Annotated in this window: 22 protein-coding genes; 15 read left to right on the plus strand and 7 right to left on the minus strand. The window is 64.9% G+C overall.

Translation table 11 applies throughout. The annotated features are described in order from the left end of the window. Positions 1–11 precede the first annotated feature (11 nt). Together H1B27_RS15035 and H1B27_RS15040 are read left to right on the plus strand one after the other, a co-directional pair. Positions 12–638, plus strand: coding sequence for an NUDIX hydrolase (locus H1B27_RS15035; protein ID WP_376708985.1), 627 nt, complete (start codon positions 12–14; stop codon positions 636–638). 53 nt (positions 639–691) lie between these two features. Next, entirely contained in the window at positions 692–1,903 is a 1,212-nt protein-coding gene (locus H1B27_RS15040) for a hypothetical protein (RefSeq protein ID WP_197966579.1), read from the plus strand. Positions 1,904–2,072: 169 nt separating this feature from the next. Here H1B27_RS15040 and H1B27_RS15045 read toward each other — a convergent pair whose 3' ends face one another. Further along, positions 2,073–2,378, minus strand: coding sequence for a hypothetical protein (locus H1B27_RS15045; RefSeq protein ID WP_061881138.1), 306 nt, complete (start codon positions 2,376–2,378; stop codon positions 2,073–2,075). Between the two features lie 193 nt (positions 2,379–2,571). Between H1B27_RS15045 and H1B27_RS15050 the strand changes: the two genes are divergently transcribed. The 5 genes from H1B27_RS15050 (at position 2,572) to H1B27_RS15070 (ending at position 7,836) form a co-directional block, all read left to right on the plus strand. Beyond that, positions 2,572–3,051 carry a hypothetical protein gene (locus H1B27_RS15050; protein ID WP_061881245.1) on the plus strand — a complete coding sequence of 160 codons (480 nt, stop codon included), beginning with the start codon at positions 2,572–2,574 and terminating at the stop codon, positions 3,049–3,051. Between the two features lie 357 nt (positions 3,052–3,408). Further along, positions 3,409–4,356 (plus strand): TAXI family TRAP transporter solute-binding subunit, encoded by a 948-nt coding sequence (locus H1B27_RS15055; protein ID WP_197966580.1) that lies wholly within the window; start codon positions 3,409–3,411, stop codon positions 4,354–4,356. Between the two features lie 160 nt (positions 4,357–4,516). Beyond that, positions 4,517–6,637 (plus strand): TRAP transporter permease, encoded by a 2,121-nt coding sequence (locus H1B27_RS15060; protein WP_061881136.1) that lies wholly within the window; start codon positions 4,517–4,519, stop codon positions 6,635–6,637. Then, a complete protein-coding gene (locus H1B27_RS15065; RefSeq protein ID WP_061881135.1) occupies positions 6,598–7,017 on the plus strand; it encodes a DUF1850 domain-containing protein in 420 nt (139 codons plus the stop codon). Before H1B27_RS15060 ends, H1B27_RS15065 begins: the two co-directional genes overlap by 40 nt. A gap of 12 nt (positions 7,018–7,029) precedes the next feature. Further along, a complete protein-coding gene (locus H1B27_RS15070; protein ID WP_197966581.1) occupies positions 7,030–7,836 on the plus strand; it encodes an SDR family NAD(P)-dependent oxidoreductase in 807 nt (268 codons plus the stop codon). Between the two features lie 190 nt (positions 7,837–8,026). On the opposite strand, the gene H1B27_RS15075 is transcribed toward H1B27_RS15070, so the two are convergent. Further along, positions 8,027–8,797: a hypothetical protein gene (locus tag H1B27_RS15075; protein ID WP_061881133.1), complete on the minus strand. Its 771-nt coding sequence runs from the start codon at positions 8,795–8,797 to the stop codon at positions 8,027–8,029. Positions 8,798–9,065: 268 nt separating this feature from the next. After that, a complete protein-coding gene (locus H1B27_RS15080) occupies positions 9,066–10,643 on the minus strand; it encodes a cation:proton antiporter (protein WP_082822111.1) in 1,578 nt (525 codons plus the stop codon). Between the two features lie 96 nt (positions 10,644–10,739). On the opposite strand from H1B27_RS15080, the gene H1B27_RS15085 reads away from it, so the two are divergent. From H1B27_RS15085 to H1B27_RS15105, 5 genes are all read left to right on the plus strand, one after another. Then, positions 10,740–11,498: a tetratricopeptide repeat protein gene (locus H1B27_RS15085; RefSeq protein ID WP_197966582.1), complete on the plus strand. Its 759-nt coding sequence runs from the start codon at positions 10,740–10,742 to the stop codon at positions 11,496–11,498. A 210-nt stretch (positions 11,499–11,708) separates the two neighbouring features. Continuing rightward, on the plus strand, positions 11,709–13,094 hold the full coding sequence (locus H1B27_RS15090; protein ID WP_197966583.1) for a tetratricopeptide repeat protein: 1,386 nt from the start codon (positions 11,709–11,711) through the stop codon (positions 13,092–13,094). Between the two features lie 270 nt (positions 13,095–13,364). Continuing rightward, entirely contained in the window at positions 13,365–15,287 is a 1,923-nt protein-coding gene (locus H1B27_RS15095) for a propionyl-CoA synthetase (RefSeq protein ID WP_197966584.1), read from the plus strand. Between the two features lie 234 nt (positions 15,288–15,521). After that, complete coding sequence (locus tag H1B27_RS15100) at positions 15,522–15,791, plus strand: hypothetical protein (protein ID WP_197966585.1); 270 nt, start codon at positions 15,522–15,524, stop codon at positions 15,789–15,791. 192 nt (positions 15,792–15,983) lie between these two features. Beyond that, positions 15,984–16,727 carry an OmpW/AlkL family protein gene (locus H1B27_RS15105; protein ID WP_197966586.1) on the plus strand — a complete coding sequence of 248 codons (744 nt, stop codon included), beginning with the start codon at positions 15,984–15,986 and terminating at the stop codon, positions 16,725–16,727. 314 nt (positions 16,728–17,041) lie between these two features. Here H1B27_RS15105 and H1B27_RS15110 read toward each other — a convergent pair whose 3' ends face one another. Then, positions 17,042–17,737, minus strand: coding sequence for a DUF1013 domain-containing protein (locus H1B27_RS15110; protein ID WP_197966587.1), 696 nt, complete (start codon positions 17,735–17,737; stop codon positions 17,042–17,044). Positions 17,738–18,001: 264 nt separating this feature from the next. On the opposite strand from H1B27_RS15110, the gene ispH reads away from it, so the two are divergent. Genes ispH through rnhA form a run of 3 tightly spaced genes read left to right on the plus strand, consistent with a single transcriptional unit; the run spans position 18,002 to position 20,421 of the window. Then, positions 18,002–18,970 (plus strand): 4-hydroxy-3-methylbut-2-enyl diphosphate reductase, encoded by a 969-nt coding sequence (gene ispH / locus H1B27_RS15115; RefSeq protein WP_061881126.1) that lies wholly within the window; start codon positions 18,002–18,004, stop codon positions 18,968–18,970. A 6-nt stretch (positions 18,971–18,976) separates the two neighbouring features. Then, positions 18,977–19,960, plus strand: a complete 984-nt coding sequence (locus H1B27_RS15120) for a homoserine kinase (RefSeq protein ID WP_028180277.1) — start codon at positions 18,977–18,979, stop codon at positions 19,958–19,960. Next, the gene (gene rnhA, locus H1B27_RS15125) at positions 19,957–20,421 is read left to right on the plus strand and encodes a ribonuclease HI (RefSeq protein WP_197966588.1); all 465 of its coding nucleotides are present in this window, start codon (positions 19,957–19,959) and stop codon (positions 20,419–20,421) included. The genes H1B27_RS15120 and rnhA overlap by 4 nt, the downstream gene beginning before the upstream one ends. Positions 20,422–20,537: 116 nt before the next feature. Here the strand turns inward: rnhA and H1B27_RS15130 are convergent, their stop codons facing one another. The 3 genes from H1B27_RS15130 to H1B27_RS15140 form a co-directional block, all read right to left on the minus strand. Next, entirely contained in the window at positions 20,538–21,023 is a 486-nt protein-coding gene (locus tag H1B27_RS15130; protein WP_061881123.1) for a peroxiredoxin, read from the minus strand. A 107-nt stretch (positions 21,024–21,130) separates the two neighbouring features. Then, positions 21,131–21,685, minus strand: a complete 555-nt coding sequence (locus H1B27_RS15135) for a DUF924 family protein (protein WP_061881122.1) — start codon at positions 21,683–21,685, stop codon at positions 21,131–21,133. A 15-nt stretch (positions 21,686–21,700) separates the two neighbouring features. Further along, positions 21,701–23,386, minus strand: coding sequence for a long-chain fatty acid--CoA ligase (locus H1B27_RS15140; protein WP_197966589.1), 1,686 nt, complete (start codon positions 23,384–23,386; stop codon positions 21,701–21,703). Between the last annotated feature and the right edge of the window lie 164 nt (positions 23,387–23,550).

A 23,550-nucleotide genomic window follows, 5' to 3' on the forward strand; every position in this document is an offset into this window, starting at 1 on the left:
TGTAGTCAAGCATCATGAGACCGTTCGATGATGCCACACGGCGGAATATCGCGGATGCCTGCGCAGCCTTCACGCGCCTGCGGGAGGATGATGCGCAAGCGACGCTGAAGCGCGCCGCGGTGGCGGTCGCGCTAACCGCGAGCGAGGGCAACGACACTGCGCTGCTGCTCACGCTGCGCGCGTCGCATCTGCGCGCCCATCGCGGTCAATGGGCGCTGCCGGGCGGCCGATGCGATCCCGGCGAGACGCCGGTCGAAGCGGCGTTGCGCGAGCTCGACGAGGAGCTCGGCCTTCGCCTCACGGACGCGGATGTGCTCGGCACGCTCGACGACTACCCGACGCGGTCCGGTTATCTGATCACGCCGGTCGTGGTCTGGGCTGCGGGCCGCGGCGCGATCCGGCCGAACCCGGAGGAGGTCGCGTCCGTGCATCGCATCGCACTGGCGACGATCGAGCGCGAGGACGCTTTCGATTTCGTCGCGATCCCCGAAAGCAGCCGCCGCGTGATCCGCTTCCATCACCAGATGAGCCTGATCCACGCCCCGACGGCGGCGCTGATCTACCAGTTCCGCGAGGTGCTGGCGGGGCGGCACACCCGCGTCACCGACCTGGAACAGCCGGTGTTCGCCTGGAAGTGATGGTAAACGGCACGTTAACGTGACGGTTACCGGATGCCTGCTAAGAGAGCAGCATGCATCGTTCGATTCGAAGAAACCTGGCGCTGGTTCCATTCGCGCTTGTCCTGATCTCACCCGCCGCGCGCGGCGCCGAAGCCGACGCGCTGCCGGCCGCCGTTCGCAATGCCAACGCCCAGCTGCTGTCGCAGTTCTTCGCGCAAGGTGTCTCGCCGGCCGTGCTCGAATATCGCCGCAAGCTAGCGGAATATCAGGCTGCGCGCGCGGCCTTCGATGCCGAGGCCGGCGCCTATTGGAGCCAGATCTCCGAGAAGCGGAAGACGCGCAACGCCAAGCGGCGCAATGGGCAGCAGATCACCCTCGACGACTACGTCCTGGAGCATCCGCCGCTCTATGCCGGGCCGAAGCGCCCGGTGACCCCGGAGCCGGAGGAAACGCCGGAGCGGCCGCCGCGAAAGCCTATTCCGGTGGTTGCCGATTTCCTGCGCGCGGCGCAAGAGCTCTACCAGTTCACGCCGCAGCGCCCGTCGAGCGAGCTTGAGTTCAAGCGCGCCTACGCGCGCTACGCATTGGCCAACGGCTTGACGCGTGAGCAGGCGGTGCGGGTCTATTCGTTCGAAACCGGCGGCACCGGCAGCTACGACGTGCAGGCGGGCATCGAGCACGGCGGCAAGCGCGCGATCTCGACCGCGATGGGCTACAACCAGCTGCTGACCACCAACAGCGTCGAGCTGCTGGCCGAGCAGGGCCATGAACTCATCCGTGCGCTTTCCGAGAAGGTGGCGCGGACCTCGGGGCCGGCGCGGCATGCGCTCGAGCACAAGCTCGCCGTCCTGAAGAAAATGGTGGCGCATGCGAAGTCGGTGCCCGACACCTGGTCGGAGCACGAGAAGATCGGCAACACTCCGCAGGGCTGGGCCATGCATGCGATGGTGCTCGACGTCGATATCGGCCCGATGCTGCAGACCCACAAGCTGCTGACGTCGGTGCTGTTCGCCCGCGCCAAGGGCTACACCCGACCGCTCTCCGCGGCCGAGCTCGAAATGATGAACCTCACCGGCGACGGCACCGGTCTCGATATGGTGACGATGCCGCAGGCGATGCGCGAGAAGGTGCCGACCTCGAACTTCTTCCAGCGCGGCGGCTACGAGCGCAACCCGGTCGCGATCCGCCACAACACGGTGGCCAAGCTACTGGCGGTCACGGACGATCGGATGGACGTGAACAGCGGCAAACCCGGCGCCAGGGAATTGGCGGCGGCGTTTTAGCTGCTGGCGAGCTGCCGTAGGTGGGCAAAGCGAGTCGTGCCCACCATATCGATTTGAACGCGATGCTGGATGGTGGGCACGGCGCTACCGCGCCTGTTGCCCAACCTACGGCAGCTTCGTTTGTGGCAAGAGCCGCAGCGCTGCAATCGCCCGCAGCCCAATCAAGTCCCTACTGATCCGGCCCGAACTTGAACTTGCCGTCGCCCTCCAGATAAGGGCCGCTCCTCATGTAGAGCTGGCCGTTCTGGCCGATGAAGAACAGGGTGCCCTTCGGCACCTTCTTGGCTCCCTTCAGGAGCTCGCCGGCGTTGCTGGTACCCATTTTGTAGGAATAGGTTTTGCCGTCCCTGTCATAGGCATAGCCCATGTCGGGCTTGAGCTCCCAGGGCGTCGCTCCGGTTTGCGCCAATGCGGGCCCTGTGCATGCGCCGAGCGCGGCCACGATTGCAAATGTCTTGGTTGAAAATGCCGTCATCCCATCCTCCCACGGTCGGGACATTCCAGGCTTGAACAAATCACGAACGGCGCCGCCGGGTCAATTTGCGAAAGCGCCGCAGCGCATCACGTCTTGCCCAGTAGCTTGTGATTTTCCCTTCGTCCCCTCGCGACTATGTTCCGCTTTCCGTCTAGAACGCAATTCGACAAAATTACTGGTAGGGATGATTCGGATGCGCCATGTGATCAAGCTTTGCTGGGCTGCTGCATTGTCGCTGGCGGCGATGGCGCCGGCGGCCCGGGCCGATGATTACCAGCTCAGCCATAATCAGCGCATTTCCTGCAGCCGCGGCCTCGCCCCGGGCAAGCTGAACACGGCGACCTGCAAGTCCTACACTTATCTCTTCAACACCAAGACGTCGGAATATTTCCGCTGCCAGGTTTCCCTGGCTCTGACCCGCGACAACAAGGAAGTGATCAACGTCCAGACCGACGGCGGCTGCACCAAGAAACCGCGCATCTTCGAGACCGACGGACGTTACGACTTCGACGCGACCGAGACCGAGCCGCCGAACACCAACTCGTTCTTCGGTCCCGGCGGCTACTCGGTCTGGGCCGCCGACGTCACGGCGCAGAAAGTGCGCGGCTGCATCATCATCTCCTCCGGCCTCGGCTCCGACATCTCCAAATGCCTGGACATGACGTTCCAGTAGAGCGCCAGCGACGGTGCGCTCCCTCCCCCGCTTGGCCGGGGAGGGCTGGGGAGAGGGTGTCTCCACGATGGGATAGTCGCCTAGAGGAGAGAACCCTCACCCGGCGCGCGGGACGATGCTGCGCATCGCCCGGACGCGCCGACCTCTCCCGCACACGGGAGAGGTGACCGAGCAAGCCGCTCCAGCCATCGCATCTGACGCAGCACTGCCCTCGCGCTGCGCCATCTCGCCGCACCCACCGGTTCCCAAGTCGAGCCGGATCGGCCGTTGGCCGCAGTCCTGTTTTGCCTTTTGGATGGGTTGACCCGCACCCCTCATCCGGCCAATTTCGCCGCCGGTTTGGGGAGAACAACAACCATGAAACGAACGATTTTCGGCGTGGCCGCGGCTCTTGCTCTGGCGGCGTCGGCGCCTTGCGCGCATGCGCAATCCTTCATCAACGTGCTGACCGGAGGCACCTCGGGCGTCTACTATCCGCTCGGCGTCGCAATCGGGAAGATCTACGGCGACAAGATTCCGAACGTGAAGACGCAGGTGCAGGCCACCAAGGCGTCGGTCGAGAATCTGATCCTGCTGCAGCAGGGGCGCGGCGAGCTGGCGTTCACGCTGGGCGATTCGCTGAAAGCGGCCTGGGACGGCGAGGAGGAGGCCGGCTTCAAGACCAAGCTGGACAAGCTCCGGACCATCGGCGCGATCTACCCGAACTACATCCAGATCGTCGCGACCGCCGACAGCGGCATCAAGACGCTCGCCGACCTCAAGGGCAAGAGCCTGTCGGTCGGCGCGCCGAAGTCGGGCACCGAGTTGAACTCGCGTGCGATCCTTGCGGCCGCCGGCATGAGCTACAAGGATCTCGGCAAGGTCGAATATCTGCCCTTCGCCGAATCGGTCGACCTCATGAAGAACCGGCAGCTCAACGCCACGCTGCAATCGGCCGGGCTTGGTGTCGCCTCGCTGAAGGACCTGTCGACCTCGAGCCCGATTACTGTGGTGTCGGTGCCGAAGGAAACCGTCGACAAGATCGGCCCGCCCTTCGTCTCGGCGATCATTCCGGCCAAGACCTATACCGGTCAGGACAAGGACGTGCCGACTGCGGCCGTGATCAACTATCTGGTCACGAGCTCCGCCGTGTCGGACGATCTCGCCTATCAGATGACCAAGCTGGTTTACGAATCGCTGCCCGAGCTCGTCAATGCTCACGCGGCCGGCAAGGAGATCAAGCTCGAGACCGCCGCTACCGGCAGCCCGGTTCCGCTGCACCCCGGCGCGATCCGCTATTACAAGGAAAAAGGGCTGATCAAGTAGGTCGGCTCTCGCCACGCTTCGTCATGGCCGGGCTTGTCCCGGCCATCCACGTTTTTAGGTTTGGCGACAAAGATCGTGGATGGCCGGGGCGAGCCCGGCCATGACGGCTCGGATGAACCGTGCCAATGCTATAAGCGCTCGACGATTGGGGATGAGTTGGATGCTGGAAAAGGCGGAGGGTACCGAGACGGCGCCCGACAAGGTCAAGGTCGAGTTCGACAATTTCGAGCATGGTTTCCCGGAAGGCTTCGGCCCGGGCTGGTGGGGACGGCTCGCCTACTGGATCGGTATCGCATTCGCGACCTTCCAGCTCTATGTCGCCGCGTTCAACTATCTGCCGAGCCAGGTGGTGCGCGGCGTCCATGTCGGTTTCCTCGTCCTGCTCACCTTCGGCCTGATCGCGAACTTCACTGCGAAGAGCAGTTTCGGCCGTGCGCTCGGCTGGGTGATCGGCGGCGCCGGCTTCTTCTGCGGCCTCTATCAGTGGATCTTCTACGCCGACCTGATCGCGCGCGACGGCGATCCGACCCGGCTCGATCTCGTGGTCGGCACGCTTCTCGCGGTGCTGATCTTCGAGGGCACGCGGCGCCTGATGGGCGCGGCGCTGCCGCTGATGTGCGGCGCGTGCCTGCTCTATTGGTTCTTCGGCCAGTACCTGCCGTCGCCGCTCAACCATCGCGGCTATGATTTCGACCAGATCGTCACGCATCTGTCGTTCGGCACCGAAGGATTCTACGGCGTGCCGATCTACGTGTCGGCGACCTATATCTTCCTGTTCATCCTGTTCGGCTCGTTCCTCGAGCGCGCCGGCATGATCCAGCTATTCACCGACGTCTCGCTCGGCCTGTTCGGCCGCACCCGTGGCGGGCCTGCCAAGGTCGCGGTGTTCGCCTCGGGCATGATGGGCACGATTTCAGGTTCGGGCGTTGCCAACGTCGTCACCGTCGGCCAGTTCACGATTCCCTTGATGATCAGATTCGGCTACCGCCGCGCCTTCGCCGCCGGCGTCGAGGCGACGGCGTCGATGGGCGGCCAGATCATGCCGCCGGTGATGGGCGCGGTCGCCTTCATCATGGCGGAGACGCTCGGCGTGCAGTATTCGGAGATCGTCAAGGCAGCGGCGATCCCTGCGATCCTCTATTTCGCGTCGGCCTTCTGGATGGTGCATCTGGAAGCCGGCAAGCACGGCCTCGTCGGCATGAAGCGTTCGGAGATCCCGAGCGCCTGGAAGGCGCTGGTGACGCGCTGGTATCTCGTGCTGCCGCTCGCCGCCCTCGTCTACATGCTGTTCGAGGGCTTCACGCCGCTCTATGCCGGTAGCATGGGCCTTGCGCTGACCGTGACGCTGATCCTTGGCACTGCCATCACGGCCGGCGTCTCCGCGACGGCGATTCGCTACATCTTCTGGATCGGACTTGCGCTCGTGGTTGCCGCGCTGTCGCGCGAGGGCCTTCAGATCGTGCCGGTCGCAAGCGTCGTGGTCGCCCTGATCGTGATCACCGCCTTCGTCCGCGGAGGGTTTACGGCGTTGCGCGCCTGCCGCGATGCGCTGGCCGAGAGCGCGAAATCCGCCATCACCGTCGGAATGGCCTGCGCCATCGTCGGCGTCATCATCGGCATGATGTCGCAGACCGGCGTCGGCACCATCTTCGGCGGCTGGGTGATCGGGCTCGGCGAGAAGAGCCTGTTCCTGGCGCTGGTCATGACCATGCTGCTGTCGATCCTGCTCGGCACCGGCATCCCAACCATCCCGACCTACATCATCACTGCCGCGCTCGCCGCGCCGGCGCTCGCCAAGCTCGGCGTGCCGCTGATCGCGAGCCACATGTTCGCGTTCTATTACGGTATCATGGCCGACCTGTCGCCGCCGGTGGCGCTCGCCGCGCTGGCGGCGGCACCGATCGCCAAGGAGAACCCGGACAAGATCGGCTGGGAGGCGATGCGCATCGCGCTCGCCGGTTACGTCATCCCCTTCATCTTCGTCTATTCGCCGGCGCTGCTGTTGCAGGCCGGCGATCCCATGGCGGCTAGGCTCGGCTTCTACGGCGCGGTGGCGCTGGCCGCCACCAAGGCGCTGGTGGCGATCGGCCTGTTCGGCATGGTCGCGATCGGCTTCCTGTTCACGCGGCTGACGCTGATCGAGCGCCTCGTCGCCCTCGGCGCTGCGTTCTGCCTGCTCGGCGAATTCCCGTTCAGCGACACCGCGGGCTTCGTGCTTGCTGCTGCGCTGGCGCTGTGGCAATGGCGGCAGCGTCCGCCGGCCCCGATCGAGGCGGCGTGAGCCTCTGCTTCGCCACCGCTGCGGGCGTGAAGGCGCTTGCGCTGTCCGCCTTCACGCTGGCCTGGACGCATTCGGTCGCGAAAGTCGAATGGCAGGAGGATTGGCAAGTCACCCCTGCCGGGCTCGAGCTGGTGCAGGCCCGCGTCAAGGGCACCGGCCCCGGCATGGAGCCGCCGCCCGAGGCGCGGCTCGTCGATGGCTGGTTTCAATGGCGGCCGCAGCGTCCGCCGATGCATGAGGTCGTGCTCGGTAATTCCGGTGCGGCCGGGGAGTGGCGGTTGTGCCATGACGGGAAATGCCGGACGTTGTCGGAGATTGTCGGGCATCCGATCGGTGCTAACGTCACCACAATGAGCATCTGCGAACAACAAGAGAAATAAAGGGAGATCACGATGGATCGGCTCAGGGGCAAGGTTGCGATGGTGGTGGGCGCCGGCTCGATCGGCCCCGGCTGGGGCAACGGCAAGGCGACCGCGGTGACGTTTGCGCGCGAGGGCGCGCAGGTGTTTTGCGTCGATCGCAATGGCGCTGCGGCCGAGGAGACCGCGAAGATCATCACCGAGGAAGGCGGCAAGGCGACGGCGTTCACGGCCGACGTGTCGCGCGCAAGTGAGATCGAGGCGATGGTCGCGGCGTGCCTGAAGGCCCATGGCCGCATCGACGTGCTCGACAACAATGTCGGCATCGCCGAGATGGGCAGCGTGGTCGAGGTGAGTGAGGACAGCTGGGACCGCGTCTTCAGCGTCAACCTCAAGAGCGCCTATCTCGCCATGAAGCACGTCATCCCCGTCATGCTGAAGCAGGGCGGCGGGTCGATCATCAACATCTCCTCGATCGCCTCGATCCGCCACATGGGTATCTCCTACGTCACCTACGGCACCTCGAAGGCGGCGATGAACATGATGACGCGCACCACGGCGGTCGAGTTCGCACGGCATCATGTGCGGGTGAACGCGATCCTGCCCGGCTTGATGAAGACGCCGATGGTCGAACATTCAGCGGGGCTTGCCGCCAGCTACGCCAAGGGCGACGTCGAGGCGATGTGGCGCGCGCGCGATGCGCAGGTGCCGATGGGCCACATGGGCGATGCCTTCGACGTCGCCAACGCCGCGCTGTTCCTGGCCTCGGACGAGTCGAAATATGTGACGGGAATCGAGCTCGTGGTCGACGGCGGGATCACGTGCAAGGCGGGGGCGTAGGCTTCGCCTCATACTCCGTTGTCGTCCCGGACACGCGCGCCTCAAGCGCGCGCAGATCCGGAACCCATAGCCACAGGGTGGAGTTGTTTTGTCAAACAATAACTCCGAGTCATCGTAACCACATCTGCCTGTGGTTATGGGTCCCGGATCGGCGCTCCGCTTCGCTGCGCTTGTCCGGGACGACACCGAGCTACTGCGCCAGCGCCAGGATGCCGCCGGCGAAGGCGTGCCATGCCGCCGTCTCGCTGACCGGCCAGTTCAGCACCTTCACCGCCAATAGCGCGAGCGTGCCGTAGATGTAGACCGGATGCACGCGGCCTTCGGTGCGCCAGTCGCGCACCATGGCGACGACGAGCAGTAGGGAAGCGACGACAGCCGGTGCGATCGTCACGGGCACCGGCGGCGGACCGGGCGGTCCTGATGGCGCGAGGAAGGTCAGGAACCAGCGCGCAATCGCTGCATCGAGGATCGAGACCGCCGCCAGCAGCATGAGGCGCTTGTGGACCTCCGGTCTGCGCGTGTTCATGATCGCCAGCACGAACACCACGGCGAAGAACGCGATTCCGCTCATCGGCACGATCGAGAAGCCGATGCCGGCTTCCTTCTGCCCGAGCGCGGCGGAATGCTGCATCACGTGCACCGAAGCGAGGAAGCCGAAGATCGTCATCGCGGTCGCGAGCGATACGCCGGCGATGCCGAGCGAGCGGTGATTGACCACACGGCCCGAGGCCGCGAGCCAGGTCTGGAGCACGAAATAGAGCGACCAGGTGAAGAACAAGAGTCCGTGAAAGTGAATCACGGGGCTTGCCGACAATGTCCGTTGCGCGAGCGGCACCCAATAGGTCGGTGCGAAGCCGAGAAAGGCGGTGGCCGCGCAGGCCAGGGCCATGTGGAAATAAAAATATCGTGCAGGCGACGCCTCACGCGCGCGTACACGACGGTCGTCGATCAGGGTCGTCATCAGGAGTGAGTCTGGAGAGGTGGCGTTTGGTTCAAACTGGGCTATTCACCCTCCGCTGTCGTCCCGGACAAGCGCGCCTTAAGCGCGCGCCGATCCGGGACCCATAATCACCGGGTCACGCTTGGGGCAGGCTGGTCACTCCGAGTCTTCGTCAAACCCCTCCCTGTGGCTATGGATCCCGGATCTGCACTCCGCTCCAGTCAACGCTGCGCGTTGTCTGGCGCTTCGCTTGTCCGGGACGACACCGAGTTTGTATGGCGGAGTTGCGTCATCCCCCCGCGCTCAATTCTGCGCGATCGAGCTCTTCCTCCAGCCGATGAAACGCGTCGTCGCCGATCACCTCGGTGGTGCGGAGGTCGAAGATCGCTTTGCGCGCGGCCTCGATGGCGCGGCGGCGCAGGGGATCGGCGGGCAATTCGCCATTGGCGATGCCGCCGTTCGGATCGGTCTCGGCCTGCATCAGGATGGCGCGATACTCGAGCCGCAGGATTTCCGCCTCCTCCGACGGATCGCTCTCGATCGCATCGAGCGCTGCGCGATAGGCGACCGCGCGCCCGCGCGCGACCTCGACGCCGACCGGATCATCGTCATCGAGGTCGAAGGCGAGGATCAGCGGCCGCAGCGTCAGACCCTGGATCACCAGCGAACCCAGCACGACGGCAAACGCAATGAAGACGATGAAGTCGCGATAGGGAAAGTTCTCGGGCAGGGCAAAGGCGGCGGCCAGCGTCACGAGGCCGCGCATGCCGCACCAGGAGATGATGAGTCCGCCCTTCGCCGAGGCGACCTGCTTCGGATCCTTCGGATGGTAGAACCCGCGCGCGACCAGTGCGCGCAACGTGGCGCGGTAGAACGTCACCCAGAACAGCCGCACCAGTACCACGGTGAGCAGGATCCAGCCGGCGGCCACGCAATATTCCCAGCGCACGTCCGCGTCCAGCCGCGTCCAGATCGGCCGCATCTGCATGCCGATCAGCATGAAGGCGAGCACGTTGAGCACGAACACCATCGTCTCCCAGACCGCATAGGACGGCACCCGCAGCCGCGCCGGCATGCGTGCCGGCGCCGTGCGCGCGATCGCGATGGCATAGACCACGATGGTGAGGATGCCGGAGAGGCCGAGATGCTCGGCGGCGATCCAGATCATGAAGGTGGTGGCGAACTGCACGATGATGGCGCTCGGGGCCTCCGTCACGCGCTCCATGATGGGCAGGATGATGCGGGCCGCCAGCAGGCCGGCCACGACGCTACCGACCAGGCCCAGCGCCATGGTCGGCGCGACCTCGCTCCAGGTTAGATGCTCGGTGGCGACCGCGCCGACGGCGATGCGATAGATCAGCAGCGCGCTGGCGTCGTTGAGCAGGCTCTCGCCCTCCAGCACCTTCACCATGCGGTGAGGCAGCTTCACCTGGCTCAGGATCGCGACGGCAGCGGCCGCATCCGGCGGCGCCACGATCGCGCCGAGCGCGACCGCGGCGGCCCAGGGCATGTCGGGCATCAGCCGGTGCGCGACATAGGCCACGGCGGCCGTGGTCAGGCCGACCGCCGCGACCACCAGGGTCGAGACCGGAACCCAGTTGTTGCGCAGATCGCGCAGCGAGGTGTCGAAGGCGGCATCGAGCAGGACCGGTGCGACAAAAAGAGCCAACGCCAGGTCCGGCTCCAGCGCCCAGGACGGGCTGGACGGAACGAAGGCGATCAGAGCGCCACCGATGGCGAGAAAGGTCGGGTAGGGGACCTTGATCCGCCGCGCCAGCGCCGATAAGGCAACAGCGCCGAGCAGAAGCGCGATGATCCATTCGAATGTCGACACGATGATCCCCGAGACCGACCTGAGCGGCGCCACAAGCTAGCACCAATCCGGCCCTATGATGGATAGTGCAGCGTCAAGGCAAGACCTTTAGACAAGATCCTGAGACAAGTCCCTCCGACAGCAACGAGCATGCGTTCTTTCATTCACCTGTTCGGCGCCGGGCTGCTCTATGCACTCTCGCTCGCCCCGGCCGATGCTGCGACCGGCGGCGAGTCGGTTGCTGTGACGCAGGTCGATGTCGAGCTCTGCCTTGCGGCGACCGCGGCCGACGACGTGGACAAGGCGGCCACCGCCTGCGCCGCCGTGATCGACGATGAGAAGACGGCGAAGGAGGACCTGATCAAGGTGCTGGTCGCGCGCGGCGCACTGATGGCGAGGCACGACCAGGTCGACCGTGCTATCGCCGACGATAGCCGTGCTCTTGAGCTCGATCCGGGCCTTGCGGATGTCTTCAACGCACGCGGCGAGCTCTGGCTGAAGAAGGGCGACAAGCCCAAGGCGGTGCAGGATTTCGGCGCAGCACTCAAGATCGATCCGAACCATGCGAAGGCCAGGGCCAATCACAAGGCGATGGCGCGCGAGCTCGAGCGGATCGGCGCGCAGATGGCGGTCGCCGGCAAGCCCAGCTTCAATTGCGCGCGAGCGCGCCGCGCGGTTGAAAAGGCAATCTGCGGCAATCGCGAGCTTGCCGATCTCGACCGGGAGATTTTTGCAGCGAACGCGCGCGTGATCCGCGCGGCGCGCAATGCGGATGAAGCGAAAGCGCTCCAGCGCGAGCAGGATGAATTCATCTCGCGCCGAAATGTCGGCTTCGGCCGGCCGGGCTATGATCTCAAAAAGGCGATGCAGGAGCGGTTGCAACGGCTGAACAGGGTCGACGGATATTGACGGGCCTTCGGCTCACGAGGAGCCGTCATGCGCGGGCTTGTCCCACCTGCGGGGCCGCTGAAGGCGTGGGCCTCCGCGGTCTGTGAGCCGCGGTTAAGCCGTCGATGGTAGGGACAAGCCCGGCCATGACGGCGCGGACGGACCCGATTTGAACCCATCCCTTGCCAGCCGCGACAACGGTGAGAACCCGACGTCACGGAGCCCAATGTCATGTGCGGCACTCAAGCCTCCGCGCAAGCGCCTTCGCCCGCCAAAATCTCGCTTCGCGCCTTTTTCCTCAGCGCGGCGATCAGCCTTGTTCTCGCTTCCCCAGCCGCGGCGAGCACCGAGTGCGTGCTGGGCAGCAAGGCTGCCCCGGCAGAGTTGATTCCGGCGTGCAGCGCGATCATCGACAAGACTGCAAATCCGGCCTCCGATCGCAGCGCGGCCCTCGTTGTCCGCGCCGAAGCCCATGCGCGAACCCTTGGCGGGCAATCGCAGGCGCTGCGCGATCTGGACCGCGCTATCGCGCTCGACGGCAGGAACGCAAAGGCCTGGCGCCTGCGCGGCGACCTGCTGCGTGAGGCCGGCGGCGATCTCAGCCGCGCTGCGGCGGATTTGACCAGGGCGATCGAGCTCGATCCGAAGGATGCGGAGGCTTACGAGTCGCGCGGCGTGGTCTACACCAATCAGCGCAGGCTCGACCGCGCGCTCGCCGATTACGACCAGGCGATCAAGCTGAAGCCGGACGATGCGCAGGCCTGGTCCGACCGCGGCGTGGCCTATTATCTCGGCGGCGACAACGAGAAGGCGATCAGGAATTTCGACGAGGCGCTGCGGCTCGACCCCAACCGGCCTCGCACCTACACCAACCGCGGCGCGGCCTGGAAGAGCCTCGGCCAGAACGACAAATCGGTCGCCGACAATACCGAGGCCATCAGGCTGGACCCGAAACAGCCGGAATATTACGACAATCGCGGCCTCGCCTATGCCGCGATGGGCGAGTACGACAAGGCCATCGCCGATTACGACGAAGCGATCCGGCGTGAGCGGCGCGCCAACTTCCTGACCAACCGCGGCGATTCCTACCAGTTCAAGGGCGAACTCGGGGCGGCGCTGAGCGACTATGATGCCGCGATTGAGCTCGATCCGAATTTTGCGAAGACCTACAACAACCGCGCCGTGCTCTACAAGAAGATGGGCGAGCGCAAGAAGGCGCTGGCGGATTACGAGACGGCGCTGAAGCTTGATCCCGGCAACGAGAATGCAGCCAACGGCCGCCGCGCCATGACCGCCGAGATCGCGAAGTTCGGCGCCGAGCCGCTGCGTCCGCTGAATGCGGCTTCCGGCAACGGCCCGTCGTTCGATTGCGCGACGGCGAAGCGCGAGGTCGAGAAGGTGATCTGTGCCGATCCGCAGCTCGGCGTGCTCGACCGCCAGATCGCCGAGGCCTACGAACGCGTGCTGAAGCTGGTGAACAAGCGCTCGGCCGGCGAATTGCGCAGGACGCAGCGCGATTTCCTCGCCACGCGCAACGCCAGCTTCCGCCGCCCCGACTATGATCTGAAGAAAATCATGCAGCAGCGGTTGCAGAAGCTGAACGCGATGGAGAGCTGAGAAGCGTTCCGCCCTCGTCGTCTCTCCTCGAGTCCAACCGCCACCGTCCTTCCGGAGACCCCTGCCCCCGCAAGCGGGGCGAGGGGGCGCACCGCCCGCGCGGCGGTAGTTGTGTCTTCCCCGAAAGGCCCTTCCTTTTGAGCTTGAACCGCGGCCCGTTCCCGCGAAAATAGCTTCACAACAAGGCCGGCAATTGATCCTGGTCATGGCGGGGCGCCTGTCCTGCCACAAGGGTCAAGGGCAGGCGAATAAAGGCACGGGAGCGCGGGAATGAACGTCCAAGGGAACGGCGACGGCAAAAGTCGTTATCATGAGGTCCATGCGCGCTCGCTGGCCGATCCCGCCGGCTTCTGGGCCGAGGCGGCGAAGGAGATCGACTGGATCGAGCCTCCGACCAGGATCTTCGATCCCTCGCAAGGAACCTACGGCCGCTGGTTCACCGGCGGCGTCGTCAACAGCTGCTACAACGCGCTCGACCGCCATGTCGAACGCGGCCGCGCCGACCAGGTCGCGCTGATCCATGATTCGCCGCTGACCAATTCGGTCACCAAACTCACCTATGCCGAACTGCTGAGCGAGGTCCGGGCGCTCGCCGCCGTCATGCAGGACTTCGGGGTCGCCAAGAGCGACCGTGTCATCCTTTACATGCCGATGGTGCCGGAAGCGGTGGTCGCGATGCTGGCCTGCGCGCGCATCGGCGCGGTGCACTCCGTCGTGTTCGGCGGCTTTGCGGCGAAAGAGCTCGCCACCCGCATCGACGATGCGCAGCCGAAGCTGATCCTCTCCGCAAGCTGCGGCATCGAGCCCGGCCGTATCGTGCACTACAAGCCGCTGCTCGACGAGGCGATCAGGCTCGCCGGCAGCAAGCCGAAAGCCTGCATCGTGCTGCAGCGTCCGCAACTCACCTGTGAGATGACGCCAAGCCGCGACTACGACTGGGCCAGCCTGCGCCGCAAGGCGCTGAACGACGGCAAGAGCGCTCCTTGCGTGCCTGTTGCCGCCACCGATCCGCTCTACATCCTCTACACCTCGGGCACGACCGGCGTGCCGAAGGGCGTCGTGCGCGACAATGGCGGGCATCTCGTCGCGGTGAAATGGTCGATGTTCAACCTCTATGGCGTCAAGCCGGGCGAGGTCTGGTGGTGCGGCTCCGACATCGGCTGGGTGGTCGGCCACAGCTACATCGTCTACGGACCGCTGTTTCATGGCGCGACCACGATCATGTACGAGGGCAAGCCGGTCGGCACGCCCGATGCCGGCGCGTTCTGGCGCGTGATCTCCGAGCACAAGGCGGTGGCCTTCTTCACCGCTCCGACCGCATTCCGCGCGATCCGCAAGGACGATCCGGAAGGAAAATTCATCCGGAAGTACGACCTCTCCAAATTCCGCACGCTGTTCCTCGCCGGCGAACGCGCCGATCCGCCGACGGTGGAGTGGGCGGAGCAGCAGCTGAAGGTGCCGGTGATCGACCATTGGTGGCAGACTGAGACAGGCTGGTGCATCGCCGGCAATCCGGTCGGGCTCGGCATGCTGCCCGTGAAGCACGGCTCGCCGACGGTGCCGATGCCGGGCTACCAGGTCGACGTCGTCGATGAAGCGGCAAAGCCGGTCGGCGCGAACACCATGGGCTCGATCGTCATCAAGCTGCCGATGCCGCCGGGCTGTCTGCCGACGCTGTGGAATCAGGACGAGCGCTTCAAGGAGGCCTACCTCAGCGAATTCCCCGGCTATTACAAAACCTCTGATGCCGGTTACAAGGACGAGGACGGCTATGTCTTCGTCATGGGCCGCACCGACGACATCATCAACGTCGCCGGCCATCGGCTTTCCACAGGCGGCATGGAGGAGATTTTGGCCTCGCATCCCGACGTTGCCGAATGCGCCGTGCTCGGCGTCAAGGACGCGATCAAGGGCGAGGTGCCCTGCGGCTTCCTGGTGCTCAAGGCCGGCGTGAAGCGTCCGCCGGCCGAGATCGAGAAGGAGATCATCGCACTGGTGCGCGACAAGCTCGGCCCGGTCGCCGCCTTCAAGCTCGCCATCACCGTCGGCCGCCTGCCCAAGACGCGTTCCGGAAAGATCCTGCGCGGAACCATCAAGAAAATCGCCGACGGCGAATCCTGGACCATGCCGGCGACCATTGAGGACCCCAAGGCGCTTGAGGAGATCGGGGAGGCGCTGAAGGGAAGGGTGTGACGCGAAGCGCCATTCCGGGGCGGGAAGGGCGGTTGCTTCGCCGCCTTCCACTGTCATCGCCCGCGCAGGCGGGCGATCCAGTACTCCGCGGCGCCAATTGCGTGACCCAATGTTCGCCGCGGCGTACTGGATTCCCCGCCTGCGCGGGGAATGACAGCGTGCGGAGGAACGGCGTTCGGGGACTTACAATCTCCGCATTCCGCGCTAAACAGGGCGGCCGATAGGGAACCTCGCATGCCACTCGCCGTCACGTCGCGCCTGCTTGCAGCCGCAACTCTCGCCATCGCTCTCTCCGCCTGCTCCGCGCGCTACCAGACGCCGGTGGCGATGGGCGGCGACGATGATGACGCGGTCTGCCAGAGCCGGGGCTATGCGCAGGGCTCGCCGGAATACGCGGCCTGCCGCAAGGACCGTGACGTCCAGCGCAATGCCGCCATTGCCCGCGCCGACCGCCGCCAGCGCGATCTCGGCGAGTACATGCTGAACAATCCCGAGCGGCCGTGATGTGAGGCGCGGCATTATGGTGCCGCTCCACGCGCCGTGCATTCGTGCTTTTCGTGACACATCTGCAACGCCTCGACCAAATCGTGGCGCGCTTGTCCTGATTTGATCGGCATCAAATCCTTCACCATCCCCTTTCTGCTCTGACGCTGATGTCGCGCAACGATGCGCGAGAGATGGCTGAAGGGGATTGAAATGCACAGAACGACGAGAAACCTGGCGCGGCTCGCCACGATTGGCGCGATGCTCGTGGGCACCTTTGCCTCGGCGCAGGCTGCCGATTTGCCGGTCTACAAGAAGGCGCCGCCGCCGGTCGAGGCGTTCAATCCATGGATGATCCGCCTGCGCGCGCTCGGCGTGCTGCCCGATGGCGGCAGCAGCGTGAACGTGGCGGGGGTGCCCTCGCTCTCGTCGCCGAATTCCGGCCTCTCGATCAGCGATCAGGTCGTTCCCGAGCTCGACATCAGCTATTTCTTCACCAAGAACATCGCGGCCGAGCTGATCCTCGGCGTGACCAGGCACTCGATCAGCGGCACCGGCTCGCTGGCAAACCTGCCGATCGGCAAGACCACGCTGCTGCCGCCGACGCTGACGCTGCAATATCACTTCGACAATTTCGGTGCGTTCAAGCCCTATATCGGCGCCGGCGTGAACTACACGGTGTTCTTCAACAACTCCGCCGCGAATGCGCCGGCTGCAATCGCCGGTCCGCCCGCGATCGTCGCCACGACCACCAACCTGCACGTCAGCAACGCCTGGGGCGGCGCCGTCCAGTTCGGCTTCGACTACATGATCGACCGGCACTGGGGTCTCAACGTCGACGTCAAGAAGCTCTGGCTGCGTCCGAACTACTCGGCGACTGTCTCCGGCCTGCCGGTCACCGGCACAGCGCATATCGATCCGTGGCTGGTCGGCGCGGGTGTGACGTACAAGTTCTGAGGACGCTCGCTTGGAGACGAGCTGTGGCCGCAGCTGACCCCGCGCTCCCTCCCCCCCCCTTGCGGGGGAGGGCGGGGGAGAGGGGTGGCCCAGCAAACGGTGTATGAGAGTCGCGCGAGACGTTTCGAGATGATGGAGGGAGTCCCCGTGGGGTACCCCTCTCCCTAACCCTCCCCCGCAAGGGGGGAGGGGACGCAGTGTGCTTGCGGCGACATGCGTCGTACTCGTTCAGCTGTCTTCAAAAAACAAAAACGCGGCGGGTTTTCCCGCCGCGTTTTGCATTTTAGTCGATCGCAAACGAAGAGGGAGAAGCCTTACTCCTCCTCGTCTTCGTGCTTCTTGCCGCCGAGCGTCTTCAGCTTGGCGAACACGGCGTCGACATTGAGATCGTCGCTGGACTTTTCCGCAGGCTCGTACTCGTCCTTGCGGGTGGTCTCGGAGGCCGGCAGCAGGGTCGCGCCGCCATAGGTTGCGTCGATCGGCTTTTCCTTGGCGGCGCGCTGCACCTCGAAATCGAGTTCGATCTGCGAGCAGAGGCCGAGGGTGACGGGGTCGATCGGGGTGAGCTGGGACGTGTTCCAGTGGGTGCGGTCGCGCACGCTGGCAATGGTGCTCTTGGTGGTGCCGACCAGCCGCATGATCTGGGCGTCCTTGAGCTCCGGATGGCTGCGCAGCAGCCAGAGGATGGCGCTCGGACGCTCGTGGCGGCGCGAGACAGGGGTGTAACGCGGTCCCTTGCGCTTGGGCTGCGGCGGCAGCACGACCTTGCTCTCCTGCAGGCGTAGCCGGTAATCCGGGTTCTTCTCACCCTTCTCGATCTCCTCGCGCGTCAGCTGGCCGTTGGAGAGCGGATCCATGCCCTTGATGCCCTGGGCGGCGTCGCCGTCGGCGATCGCGCGGACCTCGAGGGGGTGCATCTTGGTGAAATCGGCGACCTGGTCGAAGGTCAGCGCGGTGTTGTCGAGCAGCCAGACGGCGGTCGCCTTGGGCATCAGAGGTGCGTTGCTCATGGCAAATCTCCTTTGTGCTTCGCCCACCCCTCTGGAGGCGAAACCGGTGGTCATCAGCGATGACAGGGAATTCGCGCTATATAAGCCGGGAGGGGGCAGCCACGCAATGGTTCTGCTATAGATAGTGCCTTGACACCGCCCGAAAGGGGGCCCAATTCCCTTTGAACCGCTGTAGGGTTCAAGCCGACCGTTTTAAGCCCTGTTCAATCCATCGACCGCCCCCGCCAGAAGGCGAAACGGGCGATTCGGTCCCGAGATCGCTCAATGTCAGCCAAACCAGACCTCAAGATCGTGCTTTGTTCTCCCCGCGGCTTTTGTGCCGGCGTGGTCCGAGCGATCGACACCGTGGAGCGAGCGCTCGATAAGTACGGCGCCCCGGTCTATGTTCGCCACGAGATTGTGCACAATAAGTACGTCGTCGATGGGTTGAAGAAGAAGGGCGCCATCTTCGTCGAGGAGCTCGCTGAAATCCCGGAAAACACCACCGCTCCGGTGGTGTTCTCGGCGCACGGCGTGCCGAAGTCGGTTCCGGCCGACGCCCAGTCCCGCAATCTGTTCTCGCTGGATGCGACCTGCCCGCTGGTGACCAAGGTCCACCGCGAGGCCGCGATCCACTTCAAGCGCGGCCGCGAGATCTTCCTGATCGGCCACTCCCACCATCCCGAGGTGGTCGGCACGCTCGGCCAGCTTCCGCCCGGTGCCGTAACCCTGATCGAGACCGCCGAGGACGCCAAGACGATCACGCCGAAGGACCCCAACAACCTCGCCTTCGTGACCCAGACCACGCTGTCGATCGACGACACCGCGGAGATCGTGGCGCTGCTCAAGGAGCGCTTCCCGAACATCAACGGTCCGCACAAGGAAGACATCTGCTACGCCACCACCAACCGCCAGCTCGCGGTGAAGAAGGTGGCGCCGGTGGTGGACGCCCTGATCGTGGTCGGTGCGCCGAATTCGTCGAACTCGCAGCGCCTGCGCGAGGTTGCCGAGCGCGAGGGCTGCAAGATCGCGGTGCTGGCGCAGCGCGCCACCGACATCGACTGGACCAGGTTCGGCAACATCGCCAGTCTCGGCATCACGGCGGGCGCCTCTGCGCCGGAAGTGATCGTCGAGGAGATCATGGACGCCTTCGCCGAGCGCTACACGCTGCATGTGGAGACGGTCTCGGCCGCGGAGGAGAACGAGTTCTTCCCGCTGCCGCGTCAGGTGCGCCCCGAAGCTGCCGCCGAGTAGACCTCTATGGCGGTCTACACCGACGTCGCCGCCGACGAGCTTGCGGATTTCCTGAAACAATACGATCTCGGCGAATTGCTCTCCTACAAGGGCATCGCCGAGGGCGTCGAGAATTCCAACTTCCTGCTGCACACCAGCAAGGGCTCGTTCATTCTCACGCTCTACGAAAAGCGCGTGGCGAAGAACGATCTGCCGTTCTTCCTCGCGCTGATGACGCATCTGGCCGAGCACGGCGTCAATTGTCCGCTGCCTGTGAAGGCGAAAGACGGCGAGGCGCTGCGCGAGCTGGCAGGCCGGCCCGCGGCGATCATCACCTTTCTCGAAGGCGTCTGGCCGCGCAAGCCGAACGCCACGCATTGCGCCGGGGTCGGCGACGGGCTGGCGAAACTGCATCTGGCGGGCGCGAACTTTGCGATCAAGCGCACCAATGCGCTATCGGTTTCCGGCTGGCGGCCGTTGTTCGACGCCGCTTCAGGCCGCGCCGACGAGGTGCAGCCGGGCTTGCGCGATTTTCTTGCAGCCGAGCTCGATTATCTCTCGAGCGGCGTCTGGCCGACCAATCTGCCGGAGGGCGTGATCCACGCCGACCTCTTCAACGACAACGTCTTCTTCCTCGGCGACAAGCTCTCGGGCATCATCGACTTCACCTTCGCCTGCAACGATATGCTGGCCTATGACGTCGCGATCTGCCTCAACGCCTGGTGTTTCGAGCCCGATCACTCCTTCAACGTCACCAAGGCGCGCGCTTTTCTCAACGCCTATGGCCGGGTGCGCAAGCTCTCCGAGACCGAAGAGGCGGCGCTGCCGCTGCTGGCGCGCGGCGCCGCGATCCGCTTCCTGCTGACGCGGCTGGTCGATTGGCTCAACGTGCCGCCGGGCGCGCTGGTCAGGCCGAAGGATCCCTTGGAATATTTCCGCAAGCTGCGCTTCCACCAGAGCGTGACGAGCGTGCGGGACTATGGGCTGACGCCGTCGGGGCTGGTGGCGTGAGCGAGCTTCCCAACGTCACGATCTATACCGACGGCGCCTGCTCGGGAAATCCCGGGCCGGGCGGCTGGGGCGCGATCCTGAAGTTCGGCGACAAGGAAAAGGAGCTGAACGGCGGCCAGCCGCACACCACCAACAACCAGATGGAGCTGATGGCGGCGATCTCGGCGCTCGAAGCGCTGAAGAAGCCGTGCACGGTCGATCTCTACACCGACAGTCAGTATGTCCGGCAGGGCATCACCGGCTGGATCTTCGGCTGGAAGCGCAACGGCTGGCGCACCGCCGACAAGAAGCCGGTGAAGAATGTCGAGCTATGGCAGCGCCTGGATGCCGCGCTGAAGCAGCATGAGGTCCGCTGGCACTGGGTCAAGGGCCACGCCGGCCACCCCGAGAACGAGCGCGCCGATCAGCTCGCGCGCGAGGGCGTCGCGATGGCGCGCTTGCAGCAGCGGGTGAGGGAGTAGGGTTTTTGTTTCGTCATTCCGGGGCGGTGCAAAGCACCGAACTCAGGTGCGCAGTTGCGCACCTGAGAATCTCGAGATTCCGGGTTCGCCTGCGGCGCCCCGGAATGACATCATTCTTACAGCTGCCCGAGCAGCGTATCCCCGCCGGAGACCTCGACCTTGCCGGGCATCGCCTCGAGGTTCAGCTTCTTGACCACGCCGTCCTCGATCAGCATCGAATAGCGCTTGGAGCGGATGCCGAGGCCGTTGGCGGAGGCGTCCAGCTCCATGCCGATCGCCTTGGTGAAGTCGGCATTGCCATCGGCGAGGAAGACGGCCTCGTCGCGCTGGTCGGTGTCGCGCTTCCAGGCGTTCATGACGAAGGCGTCATTGACGGAGATGATAGCGATGGTGTCGACGCCCTTGTCCTTGATGGCATAGGCGTTGAGGAAGATGCTCGGCAGATGCATCTTGTGGCAGGTGCCGGTATAGGCGCCGGGTACCGCGAACAGCGCCACCTTCTTGCCCTTGAAGATGTCGTCGGTGGTCTTCACCTGCGGGCCTTCCGCCGTCATCACGCGGAATTTCGCCTCGGGCAGCTTGTCGCCAATCTGGATCGCCATCGTCAGTCTCCCTGAAAATCGGTCCCGCTTTTTAGACCGGGCGGCCGGCCTGCACAATATTGCCGGCGGGGAAAGCGGCAGGGCCTGTGGCTTTCACCGTGATGTCATCAGCCCGCAAATCCGCCGCCGTCGAGGAAGGCCTGCTCTTCCTCGGTGGTGTCGCGGCCGAGGATGCGGTTGCGGTGGGGGAAGCGGCCGAACCGCTGGATGATGTCGGCGTGATCCCGCGCGTATTTCTGGTTTTCGGTATTGTCGGTGTTCTGAAACAGCGCGATGCAGTGCAATTGGTCGGGCAGGTGCTCGGAATGCATGAAGGGCAAATAGAGGAATTCGAGCAGGATGGGGTCGATCCTGCGATCAACGCCCCGATCGATGGCACGGCGGGCGACGTCGCGCGCCAGCGCGTCGCTGGCAAAGGCTTGCCGCGTGCCACGGAACATGTTGCGGGGAAACTGGTCGAGCACGATGACGAGCGCGAGCGCGCCGTCGTCGCTCGCCTCCCATGATGCCAGCTCGCCAGCGGCCGCTCTCTGCCACAGCGAGAGAAAGCGGCGTCTTATCTCCGCATCGAAAGCGTCGCTGCGCTCGTACCACCGTTCGCGCCCGGCCTCTCGCCAGAAGGCGAGAACGCCTGATGGCGTGATGTCGCGGGCGTCAGTCATGAACGGAGGCGCGCGTTACGCCGCCTCCGCCTTCTTCTCGTCGCGGAGCTGCCGGCGCAGGATCTTGCCGACATTGGTCTTCGGCAGGTCGGTGCGGAATTCGATGTGCTTGGGCACCTTGTAGCCGGTCAGCTGCTCGTGACAGAACGCGATCACGGCCTCGGCGGTGAGGTTCGGGTCTTTCCTCACGACGAAGGCCTTCACTGCCTCGCCGGACTTGGAATCGGGGATGCCGATCACGGCGCATTCGAGCACGCCCGGATGGCTCGCGATGACTTCCTCGATCTCGTTCGGGTAGACGTTGAAGCCGGAGACCAGGATCATGTCCTTCTTGCGGTCGACGATCTTGATATAGCCCTTCTCGTCCATCACGCCGATATCGCCGGTGCGGAAATAGCCGTCCGCGGTCATCACCTTGGCGGTCTCTTCGGGACGGTTCCAGTAGCCCGACATGACCTGCGGGCCCTTGGCGCAGATCTCGCCCGCCTGGCCGAGCGGGACCTCGTTGCCGTCGTCGTCTCGGATCGAGATGTAAGTCGACGGCACGGGAATGCCGATCGAGCCGGTGAACTCGGTCGCCGTCGGCGGATTGCAGGTCAGGACAGGCGACGTCTCCGACAGGCCGTAGCCCTCGGCGATGCTGCAGCCCGTGATGTTCTTCCATTGATCGGCCACGGGGCGCTGCACCGCCATGCCGCCGCCGTTGGAGATCTTCAGCTTGGAGAAGTCGAGCTTCTTGAAGTCGGGATGGTTCATCAAGGCGTTGTAGAGCGTGTTCACCGCCGGGAAGGTGTTGACCTGGTATTTCGCCAGCTCCTTGATGAAGCCGGGTATGTCGCGCGGGTTCGGGATCAGCAGGTTGCAGCCGCCGGCGCGCACCGCGAGCAGGTAGCAGGCCGTCAGCGCGAAGATGTGATAGAGCGGCAGCGCGCAGACGATCATGAGCTGGTCGACATGCGGCGGCGCGGCGAGCGCCGGCTGCAGCCAGGCGTCGTTCTGCAGGACGTTGGCGACAATGTTGCGATGGAGCAGCGTCGCACCCTTGGAGACACCGGTGGTGCCGCCGGTATATTGCAGGAACGCGACGTCGCCCGGCGAGATTTTCGGCTTGTTGAACGTCATGCCGCGGCCGGCCGAGAGCGCGTCGTTGAAGGCCACCGCCCCCGGCAGCGACCAGGCCGGTACCATCTTCTTGACCCGGCGGACGACGAGATTGACGATGATTCCCTTGAAGCCGAGCAGGTCGCCCATGCTGGCGACGATGACGTGCTTCACCTGCGTCTTCGCGATCACCTGCTCGACCGTGTGGGCAAAGTTCTCCAGCACGATGATGGCTTCGGCGCCGGAATCCTTGAGCTGGTGCTCGAGCTCGCGCGGGGTGTAAAGCGGGTTGACGTTCACGACCGCGTATCCGGCGCGCAGCACGGCGGCGGTCGCGACGGGGTACTGCAGTACGTTCGGCATCATGATCGCAACACGGGCGCCGCGCTGGAGCCCGCGGCCCTGCAAGTAAGCGGCGAGCGCGACCGACATCTGGTCGAGGTCGCGATAGCTGATCGACTTGTCCATGCAGATGAACGCCTTGCGGTCGGCGAACTTGGTGAAGCTCTCCTCCAGAAGGTCGACCAGCGATGCGTATTGTGTCGGCTCGATATCGGCGGGCACGCCGGGCGGATATTGCTTGAGCCAGATGCGCTCCATGGAAAACTCCCCTCATTGACCAGAGCCCGTTGTGTCACGGGCTTGCCGCATTGCCGCCAGTATCCAGCCTGCCGGAACTGGTGGCAAGCCGTCGTGGCTTAGGGCAAAGGTCCGGGCGTAGCTACTGGAATCGTCGCAAATCGCCCTGCCGCGGGTGCGAAACG

Origin of the sequence: Bradyrhizobium diversitatis (assembly GCF_016031635.1) — a bacterium.
GTDB lineage: Bacteria > Pseudomonadota > Alphaproteobacteria > Rhizobiales > Xanthobacteraceae > Bradyrhizobium > Bradyrhizobium diversitatis.